Genomic DNA, 25,217 nt, shown 5'->3' with positions numbered 1-25,217 from the left:
TAGGGAGTTTCGTAAAGAAACACCCACGAGAGCCCCAAAGAGGCTCTATCATATAACAATCGGGCAGTCAGCTGATAACAACCCGTGATCTTTGTAGAAAACCACGGATAAATCAGGCTTCGCTCGACACACTGGTTACCTGTCCGCCCGCTGGCAGGAAGCGGGATGCGAGGGGGAGAGATTGGTGGAGAGTAGCAGCGAGCGTCTGCTGACCCCAGGAGAGGTTGCCGCCCTCTTCCGGGTAGACCCAAAGACGGTTACGCGCTGGGCTGCGGCAGGCCGCATCAGCAGTATCCGCACCCCCGGAGGGCACCGGCGCTTCCGCGAGTCGGAAGTCCACGCCCTTCTCCGAGGCGAGGACGTTCTCACGGCCGACAGGCCAGCAGGTGAGTCCCCGCGCGTCTGACGTTCCGTCTAGTCGGTGATCCTGCACGGCCGGGCCGCCTGAACAGCGGTCCTTCCCGCCAGGATCACCGCTGGCGGAACCCACTGTTTCGCGTGCCCTCCCGGCCACACTTCCGTACGGGAACGGCACGGGGCGGCGCCAACCGCCGACCGTGGCTGGCGCCTGTCCGTTCGCCCGGACCGGGCCCGCGTTCCCCCTGCTGCCACCCGGTCAGGCGTCCTCCTGCTGCGCCTTGAAGGCCAGGAACTCCCGCTCCAGCTCGTCGTTCTCCTCTTCCCAGCGCCGGCGGCGCAGCTCCGCCTCCTCCTCGGTCAGCGACTCCGGCAGCCACTGCTCGTAGTCGGGGTCACCGGGCTGGACCTCGACGTAGGCGTTGCCGATCAGACGGCCGTCCTGGCTGGTCAGGCTCTGCGGTACGCGCAAGGTCCCGTCCGCGAGCCGGATGACGTACATGGCCGATCACCTAGATTCCGTAGCGCCGGTTGAAGAACAGCATGATGTCGAGCGCCATCCGCGTGTCGCCGCCGAGCATGTCCACCAGGGCCGGGCGCTGGCGCGAGGCGATGGCGGCGAAGGCGTCGGCGAAGAACTCCTTGCGGCCCAGCCCGCCCCCCTGGCGGTGGAACGTCGAGGCCAGCAGCGGGACGGCCGTGTCGTACAGGCGCACGAACTCCGGCGAGTCCGACACCCAGTCACCGTGCGCCGCGTCGATGTCGTCGATGGCGTGGCCCACCTCGTGCATCATCACGTCCGGTGTGGGCGAGGGGCGGTCGCCCACGACGATCTTGCGGTCGCCGTACGCGCCGGCGCAGATGTCCCAGGTCGCCCGGCTGGACGGGAGCGGGGCGCCGCGCAGGTAACCCATGTCGTCGAGGTCGGGCACGCCGCCCGGGCCGACGTAGATGCCCTCCAGGCCCGAGGCGAGCAGCTCCTTCAGCCGCTCGGGCAGCCTGGCCAGGCTCTCCACCGCCCTGATGACGTCCGCCGGCGGCGGGCCCTGCCTGGCGTCCCACTGCCGGTGCAGGATCGTCTCCAGCCGGCCGCAGTGGCGCAGGCCGTCGCCCAGCGAGGGCGCGTCCGGCCGATGGGGGCGGGCCCTGAGCGGCTCGTCGGTGAGCTCGAAGTCGTCCCAGGTGTAGCGGGGGCGGTCGACCACGACGGCGGCGGGGAGGCGCTCGCCACGCTCCCGCACCGCGAACGCGTCCCACCCCGGTCCCGAACCGCGCTCGTGCCCCGCGAACGCGCCCCGTCCCGTTGCCGAGCCGCGCTCGCGCCCCGCGAAACTGTCCGGGCCCGCCGCCGAGCCGCGCTCGCGGCCCGCGAAGCCGTCCCGGCTCGTTCCGGGGGAACGGGTGTCCGGCCGGCCATCGAGCGGCCACATCGTGCGTTCCGGCCCGTCACCTCCGGGCCACATCACCCTGTCCTGGGCGCTGGCGGGCCTGCCCCTCTCGCCGGGCCGTGCCGCTTCGTGCGGCTCGTCGCCACCATCGCGCCGGCTGTCGCGGGCGCCGGACCAGAACGAGCGGTCGGCGTCGGGGTGTGCCTCGCTGCGACGCGAGAAGAGGTACGAGCCGCGCCGCCACCAACGGCCACGCCGATGCCGTCCTCTGTCGCTGGGTCCCCTGTCGGAAGAAAAGGCCATCGCACCCCTCAACGCCATGTGGAGCCCCGTGGACACCGACGCATCGGCTTCCACCGTACGACGCCGATCTTCCGCTAGTCACCCGAAATGGGACATCAGGCAGCACGATCACGCCGATTCATGGCTTACAGTTCGGGACATGGCAGGTGTTCTGATCGGCCTGGCGCTGCTGGCCTTCTGGCTCTTCTCACTGTTCGACGTGGTCACCACACCGGAAGACGAGGTGCGGAACGTACCAAAGCCGCTGTGGATCCTCGTCGTCGTGCTCATCCCGCTGCTCGGCGGCGCGGTGTGGATGGCGCGCGGCCGCCCGCGCGCGCCGCGCGCGGCCTGGCCCGTCCCCCCGGGCCCGGGCACGCCGAAGGGACCGGACGACGACCCCGACTTCCTTCGTGACCTCGACCGGCGGATGCGCGGCGACGACGTCGCCTAGCCCCTCCTAGTCCACGTCGGCGTAGCTGTGCAGGCCGTCGATGAAGATGTTGACCCCGATCAGGTTGAACAGGAGGCAGCCGAACGCCACGAGCTGCACGATGGTCGCGGCCTTCCCCCGCCAGCCCGCCGTCACCTTCGCGTGCAGGTAGGCCGCGTAGGCCACCCACGTGATGAACGACCACACCTCCTTGGGGTCCCAGCCCCAGTAGCGGCCCCACGCCCGGTCCGCCCAGAGCGCTCCCGCGATCACGGCGAACGTCCACAGGGGGAAGGCGAACACGATCGCCCGGTGGGCCACCTTCTCCAGGTCGGCGCGGGACGGCAGCCGCGACTCCCCGTCGCGGCGCACCAGGTACAGCACGCCGGAGACACCGGCCAGCGTCAGCAGCCCGCTGGAGATGATCGCCGCGCTGACGTGGATGGCGATCCAGTACGAGTTCAGCGCGGGCACCACGGGACCGGCGGCCGTGTAGAACACCTTGACGGCCAGCCCGAGCCCGAGCGCGGCCGTGACCATGACGAAGCCGCCCAGGTAGCGCACGTTGTGGCGGAGCTGGGTGCCGAGGAACGCGGTCACGGCGGCGAAGCAGATCGCGACCACGAACTCGTACATGTTGCCCCACGGCCACCGGTCCACGGCCAGGCCGCGGGTGACGATCGCGCCGGCGTTGGCGGCCCAGCCCAGCCAGGCGAGCACGAGCGCGACCAGGCCGGCCTTGGCGCCGCCGCCCGGCGCCTCGGCGACCGCGGGCGCTCCCGGCGCCCTGCCGTCCACCCTGCCGTCCACCGTGCCGTCCACCGTGCCGTCCGCCACTCCGGCGCCTTCACCGGACGGCTTCTCGGCGGCCTCCTCGGACCCCGTCACCGCGCCGGACACGCCGGCGGAGACCTCGTCCGACACCGCCGCCCCGACCGCGACCGGTTGCTTGACCTCGACCGGCCGCGCCGCCTGCGCCTTGCCGGGCCGGGCCCGGCCGAAAGCGAGGTCGATCGCGAAGAACACCATGGCGACGACGTAGAGCAGGACGGCTGCGACGACGAAAAGGTCGCTCAGCTCGGCGAGTTGCTCAGCGGACATCCTTTTCTCCTGCTGATAGAACCTTCACGATGTCGGAGAACTCCTCGGCGAAGCCCGCCGCGGAGCCCTCGGTACGGGTCAGGCCGCCCACCTCGACCCTGCCCTCGAAGACGCGTACGAAGACCCGCCGGCGGCGGATCATGAGCGAGAGCGCGATGGCGACGACGGCAGTGGCGCCGGCCGCCAGGGCGGGGAAGCGCCCCGGGTCGTAGGAGGTCTGGAGCGTGATCCACTCCTTGACCCCGGTGAACTCGAGCCTGCCCAGCCCGCCGGGCAGCTCCATCGACTGCCCCACGGCCAGCGGCTTGGGCGCGCTGGACCCCATGACCAGGGGCTTGAGCTTCTTCAGCACCTCGGGCTCGGCCAGCTCGTAGACCGACTGCGGCTTGCCCGAGCGCACGCCCAGGTCGCCGGAGAACGCGCCGAGGATCTTAACCTCGGGGTTGAGCTCGCCGGGGAAGGCAGAGGCGTGGTCGCCGTTGGTCAGCGGCACGCTGGTCGGCAGGAACTGCAGCAGGAACCCGAGCTGCGACGGCTGCGCGTCGGGCACCTTGACGACGCAGCCCGAGGTCATCGTGGCCTTCTGCTCGATCAGGCAGGGCACGGGCCCCTCGAAGGCCACCTGCCCCTTCCCGTCGGTGACCTTGAACACGGGCGCGTAGCCGTTGCCGATCAGGTAGAGCTGCGTGCCGTCGACCTCGAGCGGCTCGTTGACCTTGAGCTCGTAGTCGCGGGCGGGCGAGGCCGGCGTGTCGTTGACCTTGAGGTGCGCCGAGTAGTCGAGCGCCTGCCCGCGCTTGTCGCCGGCGACCTGGTAGGCCACCTTGAACTCCGACAGCGTGAAGGAGAACGGCTGCAGCGACTCGGCCGAGACCTGGTTGCCGGGCATGAACCGGTCGTAGGCGGCCACGGTGTTGGCGAAGCCGTCGCCCTCGACGACCAGGACGTTGCCGCGGTAGCCGAACAGGGAGCCGGCGCCGATCGCCACCAGGATGCCGAGCAGCGCGACGTGGAAGAACAGGTTGCCGATCTCGCGCAGGTAACCCTTCTCCGCCGACACCCAGCCATCGCCGGTCACGACCCGGAAGCGCAGCTTGCGCAGCTTCCTGGCGGCCTGGTCGACCTCCAGGTCGCTCTCGAACGAGGCCGCGTGGGGCAGGCGGGACAGGTTCTTCGGGGCCGCGGGCGGCTTGCGGCGCAGCTCGCGCGCGAAGGTCGCGGTGCGCGGGATGATGCAGCCGATCAGCGAGGTGAACAGCAGCAGGTAGACGGCCGCGAACCAGGTCGAGCTGAACACCTCGAAGAGCTGGAAGCGGTCGTACCACTCGGCCAGCGCCGGGCTCTGCTCGTAGATCCGGGCGACCTTGTCGGGCTCGACGCTGCGCTGCGGCACCAGCGAGCCGGGCACCGAGCCCAGCGCCAGCAGGAACAGCAGGATGAGCGCCGTCTTCATCGAGGTGAGCGTGCGCCACGCCCAGCGCAGCCAGGCCACCAGGCCGAACCCGGCCTGCTTGGGCGCCTGCTCCTTCTCCAGCTCCTGGACGGTCATCAGATCACCGGCTCGAACGCGCCGATCAGCCCCTGCATGGCGGCGATCATCTCTCCCCAGAGCCCGGTCACCAGCAGCACGCCGACGGCCACCATCATGCCGCCGCCGACCCTGGTGATCAGGCGTGAGTGCTTGCGGATGGCCCGGAACGTGCGCAGGGCCCTGCTGTAGGCCAGCGCCGCGCCCACGAAGGGCAGGCCGAGGCCCAGGGCGTACGCGACGGCCAGGAGCGCTCCCCGGCCCGCGCTGCCCTCGTTGAGCCCGAGGGTCAGCACCACGGCCAGCGTGGGCCCGATGCACGGCGTCCAGCCCAGCCCGAACACCACCCCGAGCAGCGGCGCGCCCGCCAGCCCCGCGGCCGGCAGGCGGTGGATGCGCACGTCGCGCATCAGCCCGGGCAGCACGCCCAGGAAGGCGAGCCCGAGCACGATGGTGAGCACGCCGAGCACGCGCGTGATGAGGTCGGCGTTGCCCAGCAGGACGGAGCCGAGGCCGCCGAACAGCGCCCCGCTGAGCACGAACACCAGCGCGAACCCGGCCACGAACAACGACGCGCCGAGCACCAGCCGCCCCCGCTTGGGGTCGGCGCTCATGCCCGTGACGTACGACAGGTAACCCGGCACCAGCGGCAGCACGCACGGCGACAGGAACGACACCACCCCGGCCAGCACCGCGATCGGCACGGCCAGCAGCAGCGAGCCCGAGGCGACGACGTCACTCATCGCGCACCTTGGTCACCGCGTTCATCAGGTCGGTGTACTTGACGGCGCCCAGCGCCCTGGCCGCGATCCTGCCCTGCTTGTCGATGATCAGCGTGGACGGGATGGCTGCGGGCGGCACCGTGCCCTGGAAGGCCAGCGCGACCTTGCCCGGCTGGTCGAAGATGTGCGGGTAACCGGTCTGCTCGGTGCGTTCGAACGCCTTCGCGTCGGCCTGGCGGTCCTTGAAGTCGACGCCGAGGAACTCCACGCCGCTGCCCTTGGTCTTGGCCGCGACCTCCTTGAGCACCGGCGCCTCGGCCCGGCACGGGCCGCACCAGGAGGCCCAGAAGTTGAGCACCACGACCTTGCCCCGGTGCGCGGCCAGCGAGGCGGTGGCGCCGTCGAGGGTCGGCCCTTCGACCGCGGGCGCGGGCCTGCGCTCGGCGGCCTCGAAGACCTGCATCTTCCCGTCGCCCGCGACGAACCGGGTGTCGCCCGCCTGCGGCTGACCGCCCTGGTTGCCGGCGCAGCCCGCGGCCAGCGCGGCCAGGAGGAGAACGAGGGAGAGGGACTTGGCGCGCACGGAGGAAGATCTCCTTGTACTACAAGCGGTAGAGCTTGCAACTCTACCGGGGCGACCGCGCGCTCCCGACATCAGGCCCCGGGGAGCGAAGGCCCCGTCTCCAGTGATCCAGCGGGCTCGCTGTAGCCGATGCTGATCAGGCGGTCGCCGTCGAAGGTGAACGTGGTCACGCTGGCCAGCGCGCACTGCCGGCGGCGCGGATCGTGCCAGAGCCGGCGCCCCTCGGCGGCGCACCTGATGGCCCAGATGGGGAGCTGGTGGCTGACCAGCACCGTCTCGTGCCCGCGCGCCGCCGCCCTGGCCTCGTCGATCATCGACTTCATGCGACTGACGATGACGGGGTACGACTCGCCCCAGGACGGGCGCAGCGGGTTGTAGAAGTAGCGGTAGTTGCGCCAGTCGCGCAGCACGCCCAGGCCCTTGCCCACGGTGCGGCCCTGCAGGAGGTTGCCCGCCTCGATCAGGCGGACGTCCTGGACGATCTCCAGGCCGAGCTTGTCGGCGAGCGGGGCCGCCGTCTCCAGGGCACGTTCGAGCGGCGAGCTGAACAGCTTGACGATGTCGCGACCGCCGACGGCCTTGGCGACCGTCTCGGCCATGAGCTGACCTGTCTCGGACAGGTGGTAGCCGGGCAGCCTGCCGTACAGGATGCCTCCGGGGTTGTGCACCTCACCGTGGCGCAGCAGGTGGACGACGGTGGTTTCAGCCATGGTGCGCACAGCCTATCCGCTCGCCCCGGCCGCATGGCCTAGGCCCCGGCCGGTGTCAGTTCACCGCCCAGGCGTTCTCCTGCTTCCTGCTCGACTCCGCCAGCGCCTCCACCATGGCCCTGATGGCGGGGCGGCGGGCCGCGTCGGTGCGCCACACCGCGTAGATGCGCCGCGACTGCCGCGGGAGCAGCGGGACGAGCCGCACGCCGGAGGGCACGCAGTCGCGGCCGAGCCGCGGCACGATCGCGCAGCCCAGGCCGGCCGCGACGAGCGCGAGCTGGGTCGGGTACTCGTCGGCCATGCACGCGATCACGGGCTCCAGCGAGGCGCTGCGCAGCGTGAACACCAGCCAATCGTGGCAGACGGTGCCCGGCGAGCCGCTGATCCACTGCTCGCCGCGCAGCGTGGCCAGCTCGATCTCCCGCTCGCCCGCCATCGGGTGGTCCGCGGGCACGGCCACGTCGGCCACGTCGTCGAGCAGAGTGGCCTTGGACAGGCCCTCGGGGACGGCCATGGGGCGGTTCAGCCAGTCCTGGATCACGCCCAGGTCCAGCTCGCCCCTGGCGACCTCGCGGACGACCCGTTCGGGCTCGCGCTCGTTGAGCTGCACCCACAGGTCGGGGTGGCGCTGCTTGAGCGTGACCAGCGCGCCGGGCATGAGGCCGCGCACGGCGGTGGGAAAGGCGGCCACGTTGAGCCGGCCGACGACCTCGCCGCGCAGCGCCTCGAAGTCGGCCTCGGCGGTCTCGACCAGGGCGAGGATGCGCTCGGCGTGCTCGGCCAGCAGCCCGGCGGCGTCGGTCAGGCGCACGCCGCGCCCGCTGCGCTCCATCAGGCGGGCGCCGGTCTCGCGCTCCAGCTTGGCGATCTGCTGCGAAACGGCGGAGGGGGTGACCATGAGCGCGTCGGCCGCCGCGCCGACCGACCCGTAGACGTGGACTGCGTGAAGAGCCTTGAGCCGGTTCAGGTCCAACATGTAAGCCAGCCTAAACGGTTTAGCGTAGAAAGTCTCGCTTGTCGTTGAATGTGTAGCAGACGAAAATAGTTGCATGAGAATCCTGAAGACGAAGAAGCAGCAGACGAGCTCCGTGTCGTACCTCAAGGCCCTCGCCGAGCAGGCCCGCGAGCAGCGGATCCGCTACCAGAAGCCCGCTCGCTGAACAGCAGGACGGGCGGGCACGCCGGGTGCCAGGACCCGCCGCCCCGCCCGCACTCGTCAGGCGCCGCGTGCCGCCGTCACCGCACGGCGGCGGCCGCCTCGGCCGCGGCGGGAAGAGCCTCCGCGACCCGGCCGATGGCCTCGTCGTCGTGCGAGGCCGACAGGAACCACGCCTCGTAGGCCGACGGCGGCAGGTAGACCCCCTGGTCGAGCATGGCGTGGAAGAACGCGGTGAAGGCCGCGGTGTTCTGCGTCTTGGCCTCGGCGAAGTTCGTCACCTCGGCGTCGGTGAAGAAGATCGAGAACAGGCTGCCCGCCCGCTGCAGCCGGTGCGGCACCCCCGCCTTCGCCAGCGCCTCCGAGGCCAGGTCGCCCACCTGGAGCGCCGCCGCGTCCACCCGCGCGTACGCCTCGGCGTCCAGGGCCCGGAGCGTGGCCAGCCCGGCCGCGCAGGCCAGCGGATTGCCGGACAGCGTGCCCGCCTGGTAGACGGGCCCCTCGGGCGCGAGGTTGGCCATCACGTCCGCCCGGCCGCCGAACGCCGCCGCCGGCAGGCCGCCGCCCATGACCTTGCCGAACGTCATCAGGTCGGCGTCCACGGGGTCGAGGCCGTACCAGCCCGCCGCGGAGACGCGGAAGCCCGTCAGCACCTCGTCCACGACGAGCAGCGCGCCGTTGGCGGTGCACAGCTCGCGCAGGCGCGCGTTGAAGCCGTCGCGCGGCGGGACGATCCCCATGTTCGCGGGGCACGCCTCGGTGATCACGCAGGCGATGTCCGCCGCGGCGAAGGCCTCCTCGACGGCCGCGAGGTCGTTGTACGGCAGCACGATCGTGTCGGCCGCCGACGCCCCCGTCACCCCGGGCGTGTCGGGCAGCCCGAAGGTCGCCACCCCTGACCCGGCGGAGGCCAGCAGCGCGTCCACGTGCCCGTGGTAGCAGCCCGCGAACTTGATCACCTTGGACCGGCCGGTGAACCCCCTGGCCAGCCGCACCGCGCTCATCGTCGCCTCGGTGCCCGAGCTGACCAGCCGCACCTTCTCGACCGGCGCCACCCGCGCCACGATCTCCTCGGCCAGCTCCACCTCGCCCTGCGTGGCGGTGCCGTAGGAGAACCCGCCCGCGATGGCGCCCTGCACCGCCTCCACGACCGCGGGGTGCCGGTGCCCGAGGATCATCGGGCCCCAGGAGCAGACGAGGTCGACGTAACGGTTGCCGTCGACGTCGGTGATGTAGGGCCCCTGCCCCGAGGCCATGAAACGCGGCGTGCCGCCCACCGCGCCGAACGCGCGCACCGGCGAGTTCACGCCTCCGGGCACGATGTCCTTGGCTCGGGCGAACAGGTCCTCAGAATTCTGCGTACGGCTCACCGGATCAGGTTATCCGGCCCCGGTGCCCGTCCCGCGGTCAGTCGGCCAGCCACTCCAGGACGCGCAGCGGGTCGGGCAGCGGGCGCCCGTCCGGGGGCCGCAGCCAGGACACCGGCTGCCCGCTGGGCAGGGTGGAGGGCGGGGCGAGGACGTAGCTGTCGCGGCAGTGCCAGCGCAGCCCCGGCGTGTCGTCGATGGTGGCCGGGTCGCAGTCGAGGTGGCACGACCACCACTCGTCCTCGTCCTCCGGGTTGCCCCTGGTGGCCACGTAGAACAAGACCCGGTCGCCGTTGGCGGCGACCGGGCCTGGGTGGGCGTCGGCGGCGTCGATCCGGGTGAGGGCCGACAGGCCGGCGGCGAGAGGTACGTCGAAGACGTCGAACACCCGCCCCGTGGGCAGGATCACATTGGCCTCGGGCTCGGCCTGCCACCAGCGCGTGAGCAGGGCGGGGTCGGTGGTGGCCTGCACGTGCCAGGCGGGCGAGAGCGGATGGGCGCCGGGGTCGGGACAGCCGACCCGGTCGCAGGAGCAGGCGCGCGGCCCGTGACGCAGCGGATAGGCGCCCGGCACGACGGGCCACCCCAGGGCGGCGTACTCGAGCACGGTCGAGATGCGTGTCGGCCGTGCCTGTTTCTGGGCCCGCTTTTTGGTACGCCGAGCCAGTGGTACCCCCACCATGGTGTCTCCCGTTCGACTCACAGCGCCTGAGGAGGCCCCGACCCCGGGCGGAAGGGCAGCCGCGTTCAGCGGCCTGCCGCAGTCACTTACGCACCCGCGGGACACACCAGCACTTGTCATGCAACTCTAACCCACGGGCCCCACGAGTTGACGGGAAACCCCTTGTTAGAGCCGTCGAGCCACTTCTGTAGCCCAATATGTCAAGATCAGGTCCGCCCCCGCCCGCTTGATCGCGACCAGCGACTCCATGATCATCCGTTCGCGGTCCACCCAGCCGTTGGCCGCGGCGGCCTCGACCATCGCGTACTCGCCGCTGACCTGGTAGGCGGCCACCGGCACGTCCACCTCGGCGCGGAAGCTCGCGATGACGTCGAGGTAGGCCAGCGCGGGCTTGACCATGACCGCGTCGGCGCCCTCCGCCAGGTCGAGGCGGACCTCGCGCAGCGCCTCCTCCAGCGGGCCGGCCGGGTCCTGCTGATGGGTGCTGCGGTCGCCGAACTGCGGCGCGCACTCGGCGGCCTCGCGGAACGGGCCGAAGAAGGCGGAGGCGTACTTGGCGGAGTAGGCCAGGATCGGCACGTTGCCGTGACCGGCGGCGTCGAGGGCCGCGCGGATCGCGCCCACCTGGCCGTCCATCATGCCGCTCGGCGCCACCATCTGCGACCCGGCCTCGGCCTGGGCCACCGCGATGGAGGCGTAGCGCTCCAGCGTCAGGTCGTTGTCCACGTCGCCGGACGGGGTGAGGATGCCGCAGTGCCCGTTGTCGGTGAACTCGTCGAGGCACGTGTCGGCCATGACCACGATCGAGTCGCCCACCTCGGCCACCACGTCGCGCAACGCCACCTGCAGCACCCCGTCGGGGTCGTCGGCGGCCGAGCCGCGGGCGTCCTTCACCGCCGGGATGCCGAACAGGATGATGCCCCCCACGCCCGCCTCGGCGGCCTCGTGGGCGGCCTTGCGCAGCGAGTCGCGGGTGTGCTGGACGACGCCCGGCATCGAGGCCACCGGCTGCGGCTCGGTGATGCCCTCCTTGGCGAACATCGGCAGGATCAGGTCGGCGGCGTGCAGCCTGGTGCCCGCCACCATCCGGCGCAGCGCCGGGTTGCGCCGCAGCCGCCTGGGACGGGAGACGGGGTATTGCGCGCTCATTTGGCTCTCCTCCTGGCGCCCCGGCGGTTCTGCGACGGCCGGCGGGGCGTGTCGCCCGCGACCAGGGCCGCCTGGCGCTGCTTGGCTCCGAACTCGGCCACCGCGGCGGCCAGGGCGGAGGCTGACGGCTTGTCGGCCATGACGTCGACCCGGAGCCCGAACTCCTCGGCCGTCTTGGCCGTCTGCGGCCCGATGACCGCGATCACGGTGACGTTGTGCGGCTTGCCCGCGATGCCCACGAGGTTGCGCACCGTGGACGAGGACGTGAAGAGCACGGCGTCGAAGCCGCCGCCCTTGATGGCCTCGCGGATGGGCGCGGGCGGCGGGGCGGCCCGCACGGTGCGGTACGCGGTGACGTCGTCGCACTCCCAGCCCAGCTCGGTGAGCCCGGCCACGAGCGTGTCGGTGGAGATGTCGGCCCGCGGCAGCAGCACCCGGTTGATCGGGTCGAGCATCGAGTCGTACGGCGGCCACTCGGCCACCAGCCCCTCGGACGACTGCTCGCCGGAGGGCAGCAGGTCCGGCTTGACGCCGAACTCGACCAGGGCCCGCGAGGTGGCCTCGCCCACGGCGGCCACCTTGAGCCCGGCGAAGGCACGGGCGTCGAGGCCGTACTCCTCGAACTTCTCGCGTACCGCCTTGACCGCGTTCGCGCTGGTGAAGGCCACCCACTCGTAGCGGCCGGTGACCAGGCCCTTGATCGCGCGGTCCATCTGCTGCGGCGTGCGGGGCGGCTCGACCGAGATGGTCGGCACCTCCTCGGGCACCGCGCCGTAGGCGATGAGCTGCTCGGACAGGGAGCGCGACTGCTCCTTCGTCCTGGGCACCAGCACCCGCCACCCGAACAGCGGCTTGGTCTCGAACCACGACAGCTTGTCGCGCTGCCCCACCGCCTCGCCGACCACGATCAGCGCGGGCTCGGTGAACCCGGCGTGCTTGAGGTCGGCCTGGAGCCGGCCGAGCGAGGACACGACGGTGTACTGCTCGGTGGTGGTGCCGCCGCTGCTAACCGCGACCGGCGTGGTGTCGGGCTTGCCGCCGGCGATCAGCGCCTTGCCGATGGCCACGGCGTCACCGATGCCGTTGTAGACGACCAGCGTGCCGCGGCAGGCGGCGTGGGCGGCCCAGTCCTGCTCCTGGGCGGCGTCGACGATGCGGAACTCGGGCACCGCCGTCGCCGGCGGGATGCCCGCGTAGGTGAGCACGGCGGTGGCGGGCGGCACGCCGGGCACGATCTCGAAGTCCACCTCCGCCGCGGTGCAGGCCGCGGCCTCCTCGGTGATCGAGGAGAACAGCATGGGGTCGCCCTCTATCAGGCGGACCACGAGCTGCCCCCGTGCGGCGCGCTGCACGAAGTCGCCGCCGGACAGCTCGGCGACCTCGACGCCTTCGCGGCAGTGGCGCAGCAGCGGGGTTTGCGTTTCGACGTCGAGCACCACCGCGTCGGCCTTGGCGAGCAGCTCGGCGGCGCGGAGCGTCAGCAGGTTGGGGTCGCCAGGACCCGCGCCCACGAACGCGACGAAACCGGAGGTTGGACTATCGGAGCTCAATGGGAATGCTCCCCCATCAATCTGTCGGCACCTTCGGCGATCATCTCGGCCGCTAGGAGGCGGCCCAGGTTCGCAGCCTCCGAAGGAGAGCCGGCGGCGGACTTGCGGACCGTTTCGCGGCCGTCGATGGAGACGACCACAGCGGTCAGGTTCAGAGTGTGCCCGTCATCGACCGCGAACGCACCCACCGGAGCAGCGCACCCGGCCTCCAGGGAGGCCAGCAGGGCACGCTCGGCGGTCACCGCGGAGCGGGTACGCGGGTCGTCGAGCACCCGCAGGAACTCGATCACGTCGGCGCGGTCGGCGCGGCACTCCACGGCCAGCGCGCCCTGGCCTGGAGCGGGCAGCAGCTCCTCGACCTCGAAGATCTGCGCGATCTCCGCACCGCGGCCGAGCCTGTCGAGCCCGGCGGAGGCGAGCACGACCGCGTCGAGCTCGCCGGAATTGACTTTGCCGATGCGCGTGTCGGCGTTGCCGCGGATCGCGACGTACTCGAGGTCGGGGCGGAGCGCGCTGAGCATGGCGACACGGCGCGGCGAGCCGGTGCCGACCCTGGCCCCGGGGGCCAGGTCGGCGAACTTGTGCGTGCCCACCAGCGCGTCGCGGTGGTCGTGGCGGGCCGGGAGCGCGGCCAGCGTGAAGCGCGGGTCCTGCTGGGTCGGCAGGTCCTTCAGCGAGTGGACGGCGAAGTCGATCTCGTTCTCGGCGAGCTTGTCACGCAGCGCGCTGACGAACACGCCCGTGCCGCCGAGCTGCGCCAGGTGCGCCTTGGTGACGTCGCCGAACGTGGTCACGCCGACCAGCTCGATCGCCCGCCCGGTGCGCTCGACGTAGGCGTCGGCCACCATCTGGGACTGCGTGGTCGCCAGGAGGCTACGGCGGGTTCCGAGCCGCAACGCGCCGGACCGCGACGTCACAGCTCCACCTCCCTCACGGCCTCGGGCACCTTCGGATCCAGATTGAACAGCTCACGCAGGGCTTCCGCATAATGATCGCCCCCTGGGCAGGTGGCGAGCTGCTTGACACGCACAGTCGGCTCGTGAAGCAGCTTGTCGACGACCCGCTGGACGGTCATGGCGACCTCGTCCCTGGCCCGCTCGTCGAGGTCGGGCACGCGCATGAGCAGGCGGCCCAGCTCGGACTCCACCACGCCGGCCGCCTTGCTGCGCAGCGCCACCACGGTCGGGGTGACCTTGGCGGCCCGCTCGGCGTCGAGGTAGGCGCGCAGCTCCTCGGCGACGAGGGCGCGTACGGATTGCACGGCGTCGCCCTCGCGCGAGCCGATGCCGGACTCCTGGATCGTCTCCAGGTCCACCAGCGTGACGCCGGGCACGGCGCGTACGGCGGGGTCGATGTCGTGCGGCAGCGCCAGGTCGAGCAGGAACGCGGGCCCGCGCAGCATGTCGGGCGTGACGATGTGGCGGCCCGCGCCGGTGCAGGTGATGACGATGTCGGCGGCGGCCAGCTCCTCGCCCACGGCGGCGAACTCGACCGCGCGCCCGCCGACGGACTCGGCCAGCCTGGCGCCCCGCTCGTACGTGCGGTTGGCCACGACGATGTCGCTCACCCCGGCGCGCGCCAGCGTGGCGGCGGCCAGCGAGCTCATCGAGCCCGCGCCGATCACCAGGGCGCGCCGCCCGGCCAGCTCGCCCGCCAGCGCGAGGCCCGCGGTGACGAGGGAGGCGCCGTGCTTGTCGATGCCGGTGTCGGTCTGGGCCCGCTTGCCGACCCGCAGCGCCTGCTGGACCAGCTCGTTGAGGGTGGCGCCGACGGTGCCCTGGCGCTGCGCCAGCTTGAGCGCCTGGCGGACCTGGCCGAGGATCTGGCCCTCGCCGACCACCATCGAGTCGAGGCCGCACACCACGGAGAACAGGTGCTCGACCGCCCGCTCCTCGTAGTGCACGTAGAAGTGCGGCGTCAGCTCCTCGACGGGGACGCCCGTGTGCACGCCCAGGAGGTCGCTGATGGCGGTGACGGCGGCGTGGAAGCGGTCGACCGTGACGTAGACCTCGACCCGGTTGCAGGTCGAGACCACCATGGCCTCCGCGACGCAGGGATCCCGCTGCACGTCGTGCAGCAGCTTGACCAGCGCGTCGCCCGTCACCGAGACACGCTCCAGCAACGCCACCGGCGCGGTGCGGTGGCTCAGTCCGATAGCCAGAACGCTCATTGACTGTCCACCGCCATGAGTGGCCCCCCAGCCTTGCGTTGCTCGTGGAACGCGAGAATCTGCAATTCTATGGATAGATCGACCTTACGGACATCGACGCTGTCGGGCACGGTGAGCACGACGGGGGCGAAGTTCAGGATGCTGGTGACGCCCACGGCGACCACGCGATCGCACACTTCCTGCGCCGCTGCCGCCGGTGTCGCCAGAACCACGATCGAAACTCCCCGCCGCCTGATCACGGCTTCCAGCTCGTCGATGTGCTCCACATTCAATCCCGCGATGGTGTCGCCCACGACTTCGGGGTCGGCGTCCACGAGCGCCGCGACCCGGAAGCCCCTGGAGACGAAGCCGCCGTAGTTGGCCAGCGCGCGGCCGAGGTTACCGACTCCGACGATCGCGACCGCCCAGTCTTGCGTCAGGCCGAGCTCACGGGAGATCTGGTAGACGAGGTACTCGACGTCATAGCCTACGCCGCGCGTGCCGTACGAGCCGAGGTGTGACAGGTCCTTGCGCAACTTGGCGGAATTGACCCCGGCGGCGACGGCGAGGTCTTCCGAGCTGACGGTCGCGATGCCCCGCTCGGCCATCCCGTGCAGCGCCCGGAGGTACAGCGGAAGCCTGGCGACCGTCGCCTCGGGGATACCGCGGTCACGGGGCTGGGACGGGCTCTTCACGTGCCGGTGCTCCAGGGTAGGGGCGGCTTGGGGACCGCGTGAACGGAATCGAACCGTCTTTCAGGTTAATCCCTTTGTGAACCGATGCACAAAGTCGACGGGGTACCGTAGCGCCATGCATCGCATCACCTTGCTCGGCAAGCCCGGCTGTCACTTGTGTGACGACGCGCGCGAGGTCATCGCCAGGGTCGCAGGCGAACTCGGCGTGCCGTGGGAGGAGATCAGCATCGAGTCGTCCGCCGAGTTGCAGGAGAAGTACTGGGAGATGATCCCGGTCACGCTGATCGACGGGGTGCAGCACGACTTCTGGCGGGTGGACGAGGCCAGGCTGAGGGCCGCCCTCAGTACGTGACCATCGGGAGCGGCACCACCTTGGCGGCGTTCACGTCGAGCTCGATGACGTTGGTGGCCAGCACCATCGCCTGCCGCTCGCTGACGAACCGCTCCACGTGCGGCTGCCTCTGGTGGTCGCGGTAGGCGACCTCGTCGCGGTAGAGCTCGTAGACGATGCGCTGCAGCGGGGCCGACTTCACGGCGTGGCAGGCGTACACGAGCGTGTCGGGCTCGCCGCGGCGCACGGCCTCGACGGTGGCCTCGGCCAGCCGGTCGAACGCCTCCCCCGCGCCGTCCACGATCGTGAAGACGGTGAGCAGGCCGTAGATGCTCGGCGAGGGCCTGCCCGCGCCGGGCTGCTGCTGGGCGGGCGAGAACAGGTCGGCGCCGGGGAAGAGCGCTCCCGTCGCCGGGGCGGGGGGAGTCATGGGCGGGTTCGCGGGCGCGTTCATGGGTGGGGCGCCGTTCATGATGTAGCCGGTCGAGGGGCCGTCGTCGAGCGGCGCGGCCATGCGGGCCGCGTAGTCGACCTCCCGCCCCCGGAGGCCCTCGTCGCCCGCCCGGTACTCGGCCACCAGATCCCCCAGCCCCGACGAGCGGCGCGGCGGCGCGGGCGGCAGGTCCGCGACCGGCACCGGCTCCGGCATGCCCCGGTGGCCGCCCTGCTGCGGGACCTCGTCGCGGAACATCGGGCGGTCGCCGGGCGTCATGCGGTGCTCGTCCAGCGGCATGGGGCGCTCCTCGCGGCGCTGAGAGCGCTCCTCACGGCGCGGCGAGCGCTCCTCGTGGTCGTCGTCGAAGTCGTCCTCGTCGTCGTCCTCGTACGGCGCCAGCGGCCGCAGCACGGTGTACCAGACCGCCGCCGCGGCCACGGCCAGCAGTGCCGTGGTGAACAGCCCCGGCACCGGGAACCTCATCGCGCCCACGAGGGCCAGCCCCGACGGGACGATGACCACGGTCGCGTGCAGGTTGTCGGTGTCGTACTCGTCGCCGTTGCGCCACTTGAGCCCGGCCACCACCAGCATCGCCAGCATGACGAGCACGGCGACCGTGTGCGCGCCGATCAGCAGATAGGCGGGCGGGACGTTCCAGTGCGCCGAGCCGGTGGGCAGGGACGTGCCCATCTCGTCGGTCTTGAGCGGGTCCCAGACCATGATCACGACGGACACGAAGGTCAGCGCGATGCCGAACAGCCACGCCAGGAACCTGGGCGGCACCTTCTCCGACAGCAGCTGCACCAGGCCGATGGCCAGCCAGAGCGGCGCCACCAGCGATCCCGTCACCTGGTAGATCCGGAACGTGACGCCGCCGAAGCCGGCGAGGTAGCCGAAGCCGATCACGCCCAGTGCCAGGCACAGACCCACGACTGCAACGGTCCAGGCGACCAACCACCCCTCCGGCTCGTCGCGCAGTCGTTGGATCAGGGCACCGGCCGCAACGGCGGCCAGGAGCGCACCGGCAAATGCTATGACAGCAACGAGGATCTCCATGGTGACTCCAATGCTGCCGGACGATGCCTCCCAGCCGGTAGCCGAAGAGGGAACGGGTCGGTCCACCACGGTATCCGCCGATTACGCCTAGTCATGCATGACTTCCGTGGATTGTGGATTTTCCGGTTGATTTCTAGAGTGTTCGAGCACGCCGCACCCCTTACCCCTAGGGATACCGGATGCCTGACTCGTCGCCGTTCGCCGGGCTGCTGGCGCCAGCGGTCGCTGGACCTGCCCGGACGGGCGAGTTCGCCGTGCGCGAAGACGTCTCCGAAGACATTTCGGGTGACCTGCGTACGCTGGTGATGCATGCCAAGAACGGATGCACGCAGTCCTTTGGCACGCTCTACGACCGCTACGTGGACCTGGTCTACCGCTACATCTACTTCCGGGTCGGCTCGCATCCGCTAGCGGAGGACCTCACCAGCGAGACCTTTCTGCGGGCGCTGCGCAGGATCGGCGACTTCACCTGGCAGGGCCGCGACTTCGGGGCCTGGCTCGTGACCATCGCGAGAAACCTGGTGACCGACCATTTCAAGTCAGGGCGCTACCGGTTGGAGATCCCGACGGGAGAGGTCATCGACGTTCCGCTCGACGGCTCGCACATCCCCGAGAACGCCGTGGTCACGGCCATCATCAACGACCGGGTGCTGCGTGCCGTACGAGACCTCAATCCCGAACAACAGGAATGCGTCGTCCTGCGCTTCCTGCACGGCCTCTCGCTCGCGGAAACCGCGCTGATCATGGGGAAGAAGAGTGGAGCGATCAAAGCGCTGCAGTTCCGTGCCGTACGGGCGCTGGCCAGGGCGCTCAAGCACGATCTGGCGTAACCTCCACCATCCGCTCCTCGTTAGGCAGGTGTCATGGCCGCGTCGGTCAGGGAGCCGTCATGAGTAGCGGGCGCAGGCGGCGCGAACGCGTGCTGGAGCAGCTCACCGAGCTGCGGGAGCTGCCTCTCGGCGGCGCGCCCGGGGTCGCGTTCAAGGAGCGGCTGCGCGCCGAGCTGATGTCCGGGGCCCTGGAGCCCGAGCCGGAGCCGGCCGGATCGCCGGGCCGCCGGCCCGGCCCGCGGCGCAGGCCGCTGCTGTCCCAGCTCGCCGCCGTGGGGCTGGCGGCGGCGCTGATGGTCTCCTCGTTCGCGACCTACCAGGCCGTGCCGGGCGACTCGCTGTACCCGCTCAAGCGCGCCGCCGAGACCACGCTGGTGCATCTCAGCTCCGACGACGCCGAACGCGGCGAGCGCGAGCTGGACTCGGCCCAGACCCGCGCCAGGGAGGTCGCCAGCCTGCTCGGCTCCTCCGCCGACGGCCCGCTGGTCAAGAAGACGCTCAAGGACATGGAGGAGTCCACGCGGGCGGGCATCAGCAGGCTCGAACGGGCCGAGCCCCGCTCGCCGAAGATCAAGAAATTCGCGCGGGAGCAGGAGGAGGCCGTCAAGCCCATGCTCCAGGAGCTCGACGAGGACCAGCTCGCCCAGGCAGAGGGCTATCTCGACTACATCGAGGGGCTGGTCGCCCCTGAGTAGGTAAGTAAGCTGAAGCCCATGTGGCGGCTTATGCGACGACAACAGCAACCGCAGCCCGAGGTCGCCGGCGAGGTCGCGGCACAGGCGGCGGTCACCGTCGCGCCCGCCGAGCCGGACCTGCAGGGTGCGGCCTTCTTCGACGTCGACAACACGATGATGCGGGGCGCGTCGATCTACCACTTCGCCAGAGGGCTGGCCACGCGCGGGCTGTTCACCACGTCCGACCTGTTCAAGTTCGCCGTGGGGCAGGCGGTGTTCCGGCTGCGCGGCAACGAGAACCCCGAGCACATCGCGGTGGCCAGGGAGACGGCGCTGGCGTTCGTCGCCGGGGCCAAGGTCGACGACGTCGTCCGCCTCGGCGAGGAGATCTACGACGAGGTCATGGCCGACCGCATCTGGGGCGGCACCCGCGCGCTCGCCCAGCACCACCTCGACGCGGGCCAGCGGGTCTGGCTGGTCACCGCCACGCCGATCGAGCTGGCCAGGGTGATCGCGCAGCGGCTCGGCCTGACCGGCGCGCTCGGCACGGTCGCCGAGACCAGCAACGGCGTCTACACCGGGCGGCTGGTCGGCGACCTGCTCCACGGGCCCGCCAAGGCCGAGGCGGTGCGCGCGCTGGCCCGCAGGGAGGGCCTCGACCTGACCCGCTGCACCGCCTACAGCGACTCGGCCAACGACCTGCCGATGTTGTCGCTGGTCGGCACCGCCGTGGCGATCAATCCCGACAGCGAGCTGCGCGAGCACGCCAGGAAGCACGACTGGGAGATCAAGGACTTCCGCACCGGGCGCAAGGCCACGCTGACGGCACTGCCGATCGCGGCCGGCGTGGGCGCCGTGGCGGGCGGTGTGGCGGCGGGCATCGCCCTGCGCCGCCACTACCGCCGCTGAACGCCCCTACTTCAGCGACTCGAACAGCGCCCGCGCCGCGGGCTGCTTCAGCTGGAGCCGGTTCGGGTCCTTCGCGTAGGGCTCCCAGGGGACGGCCACGAAGTTCATCCTGGTGCCGGTGAGCTGGGTGCCGAGCTCGTACATCGCCTCCAGCGAGAGGTCCGTCCCGACCGACTCGCGCATCGCGCCCATGAACTCCTTGAGCTTGCCGGGGTCGCCGGCCAGGCTCCGCTGGGCCTTGTGCAGCATCGTCTTCACCAGCACCTGCTGCCGCTTCATGCGGGCGATGTCGGAGCCGTCACCGTAGTGGCGCAGCCGCGCGTAGCCCAGGGCCTGCTCGCCGTTGAGCAGCTGCTCGCCCGCGGGCAGCCTCAGCTTCGCTGCGCGGTCGTCCACAGGCTCGGGAAGCTTGACCGTGACGCCGCCGATCGCGTCCACCATGTCCTTGAACCCGGCGAAGTCCACCTCGACCGTGTGATGCAGGCGCAGCCCCGACAGCTTCTCCAGCGTCGTCCGGAGGCACGCGACGCCGCCCGAGCCGTACGCCGCGTTGATCAGGTCCACCCGGGCGGGCTGCGAGCCGCAGCGCGGGATGTCGACGATCAGGTCACGCGAGACGCTGACCGCGGTGGCCCTGCTCCGGTCCGCGGGCACGTGCACGATGATGATGGTGTCGGACCGGCGGCCCGCCTTCTGCCTGGCCGACTCGGGGCCGTACTTCTTGTTGCCCTCGCCCTCGCGCGTGTCCGAGCCGATCACCAGCACGTTCCTGGTGCCGCTCATGTCCACCGTGTCCGTGCCGGCCGGCGGTGCGGCCGTGTGCCGGGTGGCGACGAACGCCACCGGCGCCGCGACGGCGGCGGCCGTGGCGACGGCCACGAGACCGGCCGTCCACCATCCCGGCCACCTGCGCCGGGGCCGGGCACGCAGCAACCGCTCGCGCTGGCGGACGAGCGTGGCAGGTGGCTGGTGCTCCAGCTCCGCCCCGAAGTCCTGGAGCAGCTTCAGGTCGTCCATCGTCACTCCTCCTCCATCGGGTTGGCGTCGCCGAGCGCGGCACGTACCTTCCGCCTGCCCCTGTTGAGGCGGGAGCGCACGGTTCCCACGGGTATGCCGAGCGCCCGCGCGGCCTCCTCGTACGTCAGATCGCCCCAGGCGATCAGCAGCAGCACGTCGCGGTCCCTGGCGGGCAGCGCGGCCAGGGCGCCGGCCAGCTCGGCGCGCACGGCCTGGGCGGTCACCCCGGCCGCCACCCGGTCGGCGGGCGACTCCACCTCGGAGTCCACAGGGGCACGCAGCAGGGCCCGGTAGCGGGCCGCCTCGGTGCGGTGGTGGCGGGAGACCAGCTTGGTGAGAATGCCGAAGAGCCACGGCCTGGCGTCCGCGTACGCCAGGTCGTAGCTCTTCCTGCGGGAGAACGCCACCAGGAACGTCTCACCGACGAGGTCCTCGGCGGGCTCGGGGCCGAGGCGTCTGGAGACGTACCGGTAGAGCATGGCGGAGTAGCGGTCGAAGAGCTCGGCGAAGGCCTCGGGTTCCGTCCACGAGGCCCGTACGAGGTCGGCGTCCGCACCCCTGACGGCGGGTTGCGTGATCATCTCCGCCCTTCTGCGGGGGATCGGTCACGGATGTCTTGCCACAACCCGCCGATCGGGTTCAGATCTCCTTCAGCTGGCCTCCGTCGATCACGAACTCGGCGCCGGTCGTGCTGCCGGAGCGGGGCGAGACGAGGAGGGCGACCGCGTCGGCGATCTCCTGCGGGTGCACCAGCCTGCCGGTGGCCAGCCCCATCATCGTAGGAGCCACCTCGTTGATCACGCTGTCCCTGTCGGCGCCGACCATGCCCGCGAAGACCTCGGCCGCGCCACCCTCCTTCGTCCACCAGTCCGTCAGCACCGCCCCGGGCGTGACCGTGTTGACCCGCACGCCCTGCGGCGCGTACTCGGCGGACAAGGACTTGCTCAACGCCAGCACGGCCGCCTTGGCGGCGCTGTAGTCGACGTTGACGGCGCCGGCCTGCCTGCCCATGGTCGAGGAGACGTTGACGATCGAGCCGCCGCCCCGCTCCAGCATGTACGGCACCGCAGCCCGGATCATGCGTACCGCCGCGAACAGGTTGAACTCGAACATCGCCGCCCAGTCCGCGTCGTCCGGCGCCATGAACCCGGCCCGCGGCAGCGTCGCTCCGGGCGGCGGCCCGCCGGCGTTGTTGACCAGGATGTCCACCCCGCCGAACTGCTCCACGGCCCGCTCGACGACCCGTGCGGGCGCGGCCGGGTCCATGAGGTCCACCGCGACGTGCGTCACCTTGGCGTCGGCGAGGGCGTCGGACGGCGTGCGGGAGGCGGCGACCACGTGGGCGCCCTCCTCGGCCAGGGTGCGGGCGACGGCCAGGCCGATGCCCCTGGACGCGCCCGTGACGACGGCGACGCGGCCGGAAAGCTGCAGATCCATGAGGGTTGTCCCTTCGGTGTTCCGTGAAATCCGTGCGAAGAACACCGGGGGGATCGGAGCGGTTGCACCCGATCGTCAGAGAAAGGGCGGGAAGGCGTGCCCCCTGCGCAGCCGCAGCTCGTTGAGGAGTTGCTGGATGACCTCGCGCACGTGGTCGGTGATGTTGAAGACGAGCATGGGATCGTCGGCGGCGGACGGCTCGTACTCGTCGGTGCGGATCGGCTCGCCGAACTCGATCATCCACTTGGACGGCAGCGGCACCAGGCCGAGCGGCCCCAGCAGCGGGAAGAACGGGGTGATCGGCAGGTAGGGCAGCCCCAGCATCCTGGCCAGGAACTTCAGATCGCCGATCTTGGGATAGATCTCCTCGGCGCCCACGATCGCGGTGGGCACGATCGGCACCCCGGCGCGGATGGCCGAGGCCACGAAGCCGCCGCGGCCGAAGCGCTGCAGCTTGTAGCGCTCGGAGAACGGCTTGCCGACGCCCTTGAAGCCCTCGGGGAACACCCCGACCAGCTCACCCTTGCGCAGCAGCCGGTCGGCGTCCTCTCGGCAGGCCAGCGTGTGGCCGGTCTTGCGGGCCAGGTGGCTCAGCAGCGGGAGCTGGTAGACCAGGTCGGCGCCGAGCAGCCGCAGCGGCCTGCCGGCCTCGTCGTGCAGCGCCACCTGCAACATCAGCGCGTCCAGCGGCAGTGTGCCGGAGTGGTTGGCGACCATCAGCGCGCCGCTGTCGTCGGGGATGTTCTTCAGCTCCAGCGTCTCCACCCTGAACCAGTGGGTGTAGAGCGGCCTGATGAGCTCGAGCACCACCTTGTCGGTCAGCTCGGCGTCGTAGCCGAACTCGTCGACCTCGTAGTCGCCCGTCATCCGCCTGCGCAGGAAGGCCAGCAGCTTGGCCAGCCGTTCGGCGAGCTCGTCGGCGGAGGGCTGCTGCTCGAAGGACGGGGCCGCGCTGATGGGGATCACGCGGGCCTCCTCCCCGTGGGGGACGCTCACGCGCACACCTCCGGGTCGTGCTGCGGGACGCTCACGCGCGCACACCTCCGAGCGGCCGCAGGCCGCGCGAGCGCAGGAAGTCGTCGAAGGCCGCGCCGGTGGTGAACTTGGGCCTCCAGCCCAGCTCGGCCTCCAGCCGGGAGATGTCGACCGCGCGGCCGTGGCACATCAGGCGGACCTGCTCGGGCGAGTACTCGACCAGCCCGATCTGGCGCACGGCGCCGCCCAGCACCTTGAACGCGGGCGAGAACAGCGGCAGCTTCGGCCGCCCCGCCCGCCTGGCGCACTGGGACAGGAGCAACACGCCCGCCCCGGCCACGTTGAACGTGCCGGGGTGATCTTCGGTCGCCATCCGGCGCAGCACCTCGACCGCGTCGTCCTCGTGGACGAACTGCAGCCGCGGGTCGAAGCCGAACACGGTCGGCAGCACCGGCTGGGTGAAGTAACGAGTCAGCGGCGAGTCGACGCCAGGACCCATGAAGTTGGCGAAGCGCAGCAGCGAGACGACCACGTCGGGGCGGCGCCGGGCGAAGCCCCGCACGTAACCCTCGACCTCGGCCGCGTCTTTGGCGTATCCGTGGATCGGGCCGTCGTGCGGCTCCAGATCCTCGGTGAACACCGCCGGATCCCGGGGCGACGAGCCGTAGACGGCGGTGGTGGAGCGCACCACCACACGTCGCACGGTCGCCGACCGCTGGCAGGCACCGAGCAACTGCATGGTGCCGATGACGTTGTGCTCCTTCATGGCCGCCCTGCCGCCGTTTCGCGACGGAGCGCTGACCAGGCTCATGTGCACAACGGTGTCGATGTCCGCGGCCGCGATCACCTGAGCGATGTCAGGGCTGCGCAGATCGACCCGGACGAACTCCGTCCGGCCGAGAGAGATGCCGCCGTCTCGCGTCAGCGAGGGGGGCGGCACGGTGTCCACTCCTATGACGCGGCTGATGTCCGGGTCCGCCGCCAGAGCACTCGCCACCCGGGCGCCGATGTGGCGCGAGACCCCGGTGACAAGCACGGTGTGGGTCATCAGCGCCTCGCAGCTGCGTCGGTTACTTCTTGTTACGCCGCTGGATGCGCGTCTTCTTGAGCAGCTTGCGGTGCTTCTTCTTAGCCATCCGCTTGCGGCGCTTCTTGATCACAGAGCCCACGGGACCCCCAGGTACTGATAGCACGTCTGAACCGGAGTGCGAGCGCACACCGGCTCACAGACTACCGGCGATCCACGGTAGATCGCCCCTCGGGGGGTGAGAGCCCGGCCGCATCAGCGGCGGCCGGGCCTCTCCCGCGAGAGCACTCACGACACGACTCGGCGTGTCGCTACGTCAACCTGCCTCGATGTAGGCCTCCCGCAGATAGTCGTGTACCGCCTGCTCAGGCACCCTGAACGATCGGCCGACTCTGATGGCCGGCAGCTCGCCCGAGTGAACGAGCCGGTACACCGTCATCTTGGACACCCTCATGACCGTCGCCACTTCTGCGACGGTCAGGAACTTCACCTCGCTGAGAGGTCTTTCGCCTGCACCCATCGGACGCCTCTTCCGCACGTGTTTCCGGGTTATCCCCACTGGTGCCATTGCTCACGCACGTGTACTGCCGTCAGCGTAAGTCGGGACTCCGGGTGCGCAAACCCCCTAGTTTCTCAACTGCCGGAGTCATCTGTCAGCCGAACCAGCGAAATC

The 25,217-nt window shown here is 71.0% G+C and carries 29 protein-coding genes; 6 read left to right on the top strand and 23 right to left on the bottom strand.

Features of this window, described 5'->3' with window-relative positions:
* Nucleotides 1-184: 184 nt before the first annotated feature.
* Nucleotides 185-406, top strand: coding sequence for a BldC family transcriptional regulator (locus tag AB0I79_RS20940; RefSeq protein WP_026214226.1), 222 nt, complete (start codon nucleotides 185-187; stop codon nucleotides 404-406).
* Nucleotides 407-616: 210 nt separating this feature from the next.
* Here AB0I79_RS20940 and AB0I79_RS20935 read toward each other — a convergent pair whose 3' ends face one another.
* Both AB0I79_RS20935 and AB0I79_RS20930 read right to left on the bottom strand, forming a co-directional pair.
* The gene (locus AB0I79_RS20935) at nucleotides 617-859 is read right to left on the bottom strand and encodes a hypothetical protein (protein ID WP_357875301.1); all 243 of its coding nucleotides are present in this window, start codon (nucleotides 857-859) and stop codon (nucleotides 617-619) included.
* A 10-nt stretch (nucleotides 860-869) separates the two neighbouring features.
* Nucleotides 870-1,787 (bottom strand): hypothetical protein, encoded by a 918-nt coding sequence (locus tag AB0I79_RS20930; RefSeq protein ID WP_357875299.1) that lies wholly within the window; start codon nucleotides 1,785-1,787, stop codon nucleotides 870-872.
* A 400-nt stretch (nucleotides 1,788-2,187) separates the two neighbouring features.
* Between AB0I79_RS20930 and AB0I79_RS20925 the strand changes: the two genes are divergently transcribed.
* A complete protein-coding gene (locus AB0I79_RS20925; RefSeq protein ID WP_357875297.1) occupies nucleotides 2,188-2,481 on the top strand; it encodes a PLD nuclease N-terminal domain-containing protein in 294 nt (97 codons plus the stop codon).
* 6 nt (nucleotides 2,482-2,487) lie between these two features.
* Here AB0I79_RS20925 and ccsB read toward each other — a convergent pair whose 3' ends face one another.
* From ccsB to AB0I79_RS20860, 13 genes are all read right to left on the bottom strand, one after another.
* Nucleotides 2,488-3,561 carry a c-type cytochrome biogenesis protein CcsB gene (gene ccsB / locus AB0I79_RS20920; protein ID WP_357875295.1) on the bottom strand — a complete coding sequence of 358 codons (1,074 nt, stop codon included), beginning with the start codon at nucleotides 3,559-3,561 and terminating at the stop codon, nucleotides 2,488-2,490.
* A complete protein-coding gene (locus AB0I79_RS20915) occupies nucleotides 3,551-5,110 on the bottom strand; it encodes a cytochrome c biogenesis protein ResB (RefSeq protein WP_357875293.1) in 1,560 nt (519 codons plus the stop codon). Before AB0I79_RS20915 ends, ccsB begins: the two co-directional genes overlap by 11 nt.
* Nucleotides 5,110-5,832, bottom strand: coding sequence for a cytochrome c biogenesis protein CcdA (locus AB0I79_RS20910; protein ID WP_357875292.1), 723 nt, complete (start codon nucleotides 5,830-5,832; stop codon nucleotides 5,110-5,112). The genes AB0I79_RS20915 and AB0I79_RS20910 overlap by 1 nt, the downstream gene beginning before the upstream one ends.
* Nucleotides 5,825-6,394, bottom strand: coding sequence for a TlpA disulfide reductase family protein (locus AB0I79_RS20905; RefSeq protein ID WP_357875290.1), 570 nt, complete (start codon nucleotides 6,392-6,394; stop codon nucleotides 5,825-5,827). The genes AB0I79_RS20910 and AB0I79_RS20905 overlap by 8 nt, the downstream gene beginning before the upstream one ends.
* Nucleotides 6,395-6,465: 71 nt before the next feature.
* Complete coding sequence (locus AB0I79_RS20900; protein ID WP_357875288.1) at nucleotides 6,466-7,104, bottom strand: histidine phosphatase family protein; 639 nt, start codon at nucleotides 7,102-7,104, stop codon at nucleotides 6,466-6,468.
* Nucleotides 7,105-7,159: 55 nt separating this feature from the next.
* Complete coding sequence (locus AB0I79_RS20895; RefSeq protein WP_357875286.1) at nucleotides 7,160-8,080, bottom strand: LysR family transcriptional regulator; 921 nt, start codon at nucleotides 8,078-8,080, stop codon at nucleotides 7,160-7,162.
* A 260-nt stretch (nucleotides 8,081-8,340) separates the two neighbouring features.
* The gene (hemL, locus tag AB0I79_RS20890; protein WP_357875285.1) at nucleotides 8,341-9,630 is read right to left on the bottom strand and encodes a glutamate-1-semialdehyde 2,1-aminomutase; all 1,290 of its coding nucleotides are present in this window, start codon (nucleotides 9,628-9,630) and stop codon (nucleotides 8,341-8,343) included.
* A 37-nt stretch (nucleotides 9,631-9,667) separates the two neighbouring features.
* On the bottom strand, nucleotides 9,668-10,309 hold the full coding sequence (locus AB0I79_RS20885; protein ID WP_357875283.1) for a bifunctional DNA primase/polymerase: 642 nt from the start codon (nucleotides 10,307-10,309) through the stop codon (nucleotides 9,668-9,670).
* A 165-nt stretch (nucleotides 10,310-10,474) separates the two neighbouring features.
* Nucleotides 10,475-11,458 carry a porphobilinogen synthase gene (gene hemB / locus AB0I79_RS20880; protein ID WP_357875281.1) on the bottom strand — a complete coding sequence of 328 codons (984 nt, stop codon included), beginning with the start codon at nucleotides 11,456-11,458 and terminating at the stop codon, nucleotides 10,475-10,477.
* Nucleotides 11,455-12,969: a uroporphyrinogen-III synthase gene (locus AB0I79_RS20875; protein WP_357875279.1), complete on the bottom strand. Its 1,515-nt coding sequence runs from the start codon at nucleotides 12,967-12,969 to the stop codon at nucleotides 11,455-11,457. Before AB0I79_RS20875 ends, hemB begins: the two co-directional genes overlap by 4 nt.
* A 35-nt stretch (nucleotides 12,970-13,004) precedes the next feature.
* Nucleotides 13,005-13,925 (bottom strand): hydroxymethylbilane synthase, encoded by a 921-nt coding sequence (gene hemC / locus AB0I79_RS20870; protein ID WP_357875277.1) that lies wholly within the window; start codon nucleotides 13,923-13,925, stop codon nucleotides 13,005-13,007.
* Nucleotides 13,922-15,178, bottom strand: coding sequence for a glutamyl-tRNA reductase (locus AB0I79_RS20865; protein WP_357875275.1), 1,257 nt, complete (start codon nucleotides 15,176-15,178; stop codon nucleotides 13,922-13,924). Before AB0I79_RS20865 ends, hemC begins: the two co-directional genes overlap by 4 nt.
* Nucleotides 15,175-15,852: a redox-sensing transcriptional repressor Rex gene (locus AB0I79_RS20860; RefSeq protein ID WP_357875273.1), complete on the bottom strand. Its 678-nt coding sequence runs from the start codon at nucleotides 15,850-15,852 to the stop codon at nucleotides 15,175-15,177. Before AB0I79_RS20860 ends, AB0I79_RS20865 begins: the two co-directional genes overlap by 4 nt.
* A 115-nt stretch (nucleotides 15,853-15,967) precedes the next feature.
* Between AB0I79_RS20860 and AB0I79_RS20855 the strand changes: the two genes are divergently transcribed.
* Nucleotides 15,968-16,204 (top strand): glutaredoxin family protein, encoded by a 237-nt coding sequence (locus tag AB0I79_RS20855; protein WP_357875271.1) that lies wholly within the window; start codon nucleotides 15,968-15,970, stop codon nucleotides 16,202-16,204.
* Here the strand turns inward: AB0I79_RS20855 and AB0I79_RS20850 are convergent.
* Nucleotides 16,194-17,675 (bottom strand): antibiotic biosynthesis monooxygenase, encoded by a 1,482-nt coding sequence (locus AB0I79_RS20850; RefSeq protein WP_357875269.1) that lies wholly within the window; start codon nucleotides 17,673-17,675, stop codon nucleotides 16,194-16,196. The two genes, AB0I79_RS20855 and AB0I79_RS20850, sit on opposite strands and share 11 nt — an antisense overlap.
* Before the next feature lie 179 nt (nucleotides 17,676-17,854).
* On the opposite strand from AB0I79_RS20850, the gene AB0I79_RS20845 reads away from it, so the two are divergent.
* Genes AB0I79_RS20845 through AB0I79_RS20835 form a run of 3 tightly spaced genes read left to right on the top strand, consistent with a single transcriptional unit; the run spans nucleotide 17,855 to nucleotide 20,088 of the window.
* Complete coding sequence (locus AB0I79_RS20845; protein ID WP_357875267.1) at nucleotides 17,855-18,505, top strand: sigma-70 family RNA polymerase sigma factor; 651 nt, start codon at nucleotides 17,855-17,857, stop codon at nucleotides 18,503-18,505.
* A gap of 59 nt (nucleotides 18,506-18,564) precedes the next feature.
* Nucleotides 18,565-19,200: a DUF5667 domain-containing protein gene (locus AB0I79_RS20840; RefSeq protein WP_357875265.1), complete on the top strand. Its 636-nt coding sequence runs from the start codon at nucleotides 18,565-18,567 to the stop codon at nucleotides 19,198-19,200.
* A gap of 18 nt (nucleotides 19,201-19,218) precedes the next feature.
* On the top strand, nucleotides 19,219-20,088 hold the full coding sequence (locus AB0I79_RS20835; RefSeq protein WP_357875263.1) for an HAD-IB family hydrolase: 870 nt from the start codon (nucleotides 19,219-19,221) through the stop codon (nucleotides 20,086-20,088).
* Between the two features lie 6 nt (nucleotides 20,089-20,094).
* Here the strand turns inward: AB0I79_RS20835 and AB0I79_RS20830 are convergent, their stop codons facing one another.
* From AB0I79_RS20830 to AB0I79_RS20800, 7 genes are all read right to left on the bottom strand, one after another.
* Nucleotides 20,095-21,105, bottom strand: coding sequence for an LCP family protein (locus AB0I79_RS20830; protein ID WP_357875261.1), 1,011 nt, complete (start codon nucleotides 21,103-21,105; stop codon nucleotides 20,095-20,097).
* A 2-nt stretch (nucleotides 21,106-21,107) separates the two neighbouring features.
* Nucleotides 21,108-21,686 (bottom strand): RNA polymerase sigma factor, encoded by a 579-nt coding sequence (locus AB0I79_RS20825; RefSeq protein ID WP_357875259.1) that lies wholly within the window; start codon nucleotides 21,684-21,686, stop codon nucleotides 21,108-21,110.
* Between the two features lie 58 nt (nucleotides 21,687-21,744).
* A complete protein-coding gene (locus tag AB0I79_RS20820; RefSeq protein ID WP_357875257.1) occupies nucleotides 21,745-22,542 on the bottom strand; it encodes an SDR family NAD(P)-dependent oxidoreductase in 798 nt (265 codons plus the stop codon).
* Between the two features lie 75 nt (nucleotides 22,543-22,617).
* On the bottom strand, nucleotides 22,618-23,499 hold the full coding sequence (locus tag AB0I79_RS20815) for a lysophospholipid acyltransferase family protein (protein WP_357875331.1): 882 nt from the start codon (nucleotides 23,497-23,499) through the stop codon (nucleotides 22,618-22,620).
* Nucleotides 23,500-23,569: 70 nt separating this feature from the next.
* Entirely contained in the window at nucleotides 23,570-24,565 is a 996-nt protein-coding gene (locus AB0I79_RS20810) for an NAD-dependent epimerase/dehydratase family protein (RefSeq protein WP_357875255.1), read from the bottom strand.
* A 22-nt stretch (nucleotides 24,566-24,587) separates the two neighbouring features.
* Entirely contained in the window at nucleotides 24,588-24,686 is a 99-nt protein-coding gene (locus AB0I79_RS20805; protein WP_018654693.1) for an AURKAIP1/COX24 domain-containing protein, read from the bottom strand.
* A gap of 174 nt (nucleotides 24,687-24,860) precedes the next feature.
* Entirely contained in the window at nucleotides 24,861-25,064 is a 204-nt protein-coding gene (locus AB0I79_RS20800) for a helix-turn-helix domain-containing protein (RefSeq protein WP_026214222.1), read from the bottom strand.
* Between the last annotated feature and the right edge of the window lie 153 nt (nucleotides 25,065-25,217).

The organism is Nonomuraea sp. NPDC050202, assembly GCF_040656115.1.
GTDB lineage: Bacteria > Actinomycetota > Actinomycetes > Streptosporangiales > Streptosporangiaceae > Nonomuraea.
The sequence above is the reverse complement of the archived record's forward strand: the minus strand, read 5'-3'. Positions and strand labels throughout refer to the sequence as shown.

Bases quoted from the DNA above. Each gene is read 5' to 3' on its own strand.
- AB0I79_RS20820 (WP_357875257.1), bottom strand. From the start codon at position 22,542: ATGGATCTGCAGCTTTCCGGCCGCGTCGCCGTCGTCACGGGCGCGTCC.
- AB0I79_RS20850 (WP_357875269.1), bottom strand. From the start codon at position 17,675: ATGGAGATCCTCGTTGCTGTCATAGCATTTGCCGGTGCGCTCCTGGCC.
- AB0I79_RS20845 (WP_357875267.1), top strand. From the start codon at position 17,855: ATGCCTGACTCGTCGCCGTTCGCCGGGCTGCTGGCGCCAGCGGTCGCT.
- AB0I79_RS20855 (WP_357875271.1), top strand. From the start codon at position 15,968: ATGCATCGCATCACCTTGCTCGGCAAGCCCGGCTGTCACTTGTGTGAC.
- hemB (WP_357875281.1), bottom strand. From the start codon at position 11,458: ATGAGCGCGCAATACCCCGTCTCCCGTCCCAGGCGGCTGCGGCGCAAC.
- AB0I79_RS20935 (WP_357875301.1), bottom strand. From the start codon at position 859: ATGTACGTCATCCGGCTCGCGGACGGGACCTTGCGCGTACCGCAGAGC.
- AB0I79_RS20810 (WP_357875255.1), bottom strand. From the start codon at position 24,565: ATGACCCACACCGTGCTTGTCACCGGGGTCTCGCGCCACATCGGCGCC.
- AB0I79_RS20885 (WP_357875283.1), bottom strand. From the start codon at position 10,309: ATGGTGGGGGTACCACTGGCTCGGCGTACCAAAAAGCGGGCCCAGAAA.
- AB0I79_RS20930 (WP_357875299.1), bottom strand. From the start codon at position 1,787: ATGTGGCCGCTCGATGGCCGGCCGGACACCCGTTCCCCCGGAACGAGC.
- AB0I79_RS20800 (WP_026214222.1), bottom strand. From the start codon at position 25,064: ATGGGTGCAGGCGAAAGACCTCTCAGCGAGGTGAAGTTCCTGACCGTC.
- AB0I79_RS20915 (WP_357875293.1), bottom strand. From the start codon at position 5,110: ATGACCGTCCAGGAGCTGGAGAAGGAGCAGGCGCCCAAGCAGGCCGGG.
- AB0I79_RS20830 (WP_357875261.1), bottom strand. From the start codon at position 21,105: ATGGACGACCTGAAGCTGCTCCAGGACTTCGGGGCGGAGCTGGAGCAC.
- AB0I79_RS20910 (WP_357875292.1), bottom strand. From the start codon at position 5,832: ATGAGTGACGTCGTCGCCTCGGGCTCGCTGCTGCTGGCCGTGCCGATC.
- AB0I79_RS20865 (WP_357875275.1), bottom strand. From the start codon at position 15,178: ATGAGCGTTCTGGCTATCGGACTGAGCCACCGCACCGCGCCGGTGGCG.
- AB0I79_RS20900 (WP_357875288.1), bottom strand. From the start codon at position 7,104: ATGGCTGAAACCACCGTCGTCCACCTGCTGCGCCACGGTGAGGTGCAC.
- AB0I79_RS20840 (WP_357875265.1), top strand. From the start codon at position 18,565: ATGAGTAGCGGGCGCAGGCGGCGCGAACGCGTGCTGGAGCAGCTCACC.
- ccsB (WP_357875295.1), bottom strand. From the start codon at position 3,561: ATGTCCGCTGAGCAACTCGCCGAGCTGAGCGACCTTTTCGTCGTCGCA.
- AB0I79_RS20825 (WP_357875259.1), bottom strand. From the start codon at position 21,686: ATGATCACGCAACCCGCCGTCAGGGGTGCGGACGCCGACCTCGTACGG.
- AB0I79_RS20925 (WP_357875297.1), top strand. From the start codon at position 2,188: ATGGCAGGTGTTCTGATCGGCCTGGCGCTGCTGGCCTTCTGGCTCTTC.
- AB0I79_RS20835 (WP_357875263.1), top strand. From the start codon at position 19,219: ATGTGGCGGCTTATGCGACGACAACAGCAACCGCAGCCCGAGGTCGCC.
- AB0I79_RS20895 (WP_357875286.1), bottom strand. From the start codon at position 8,080: ATGTTGGACCTGAACCGGCTCAAGGCTCTTCACGCAGTCCACGTCTAC.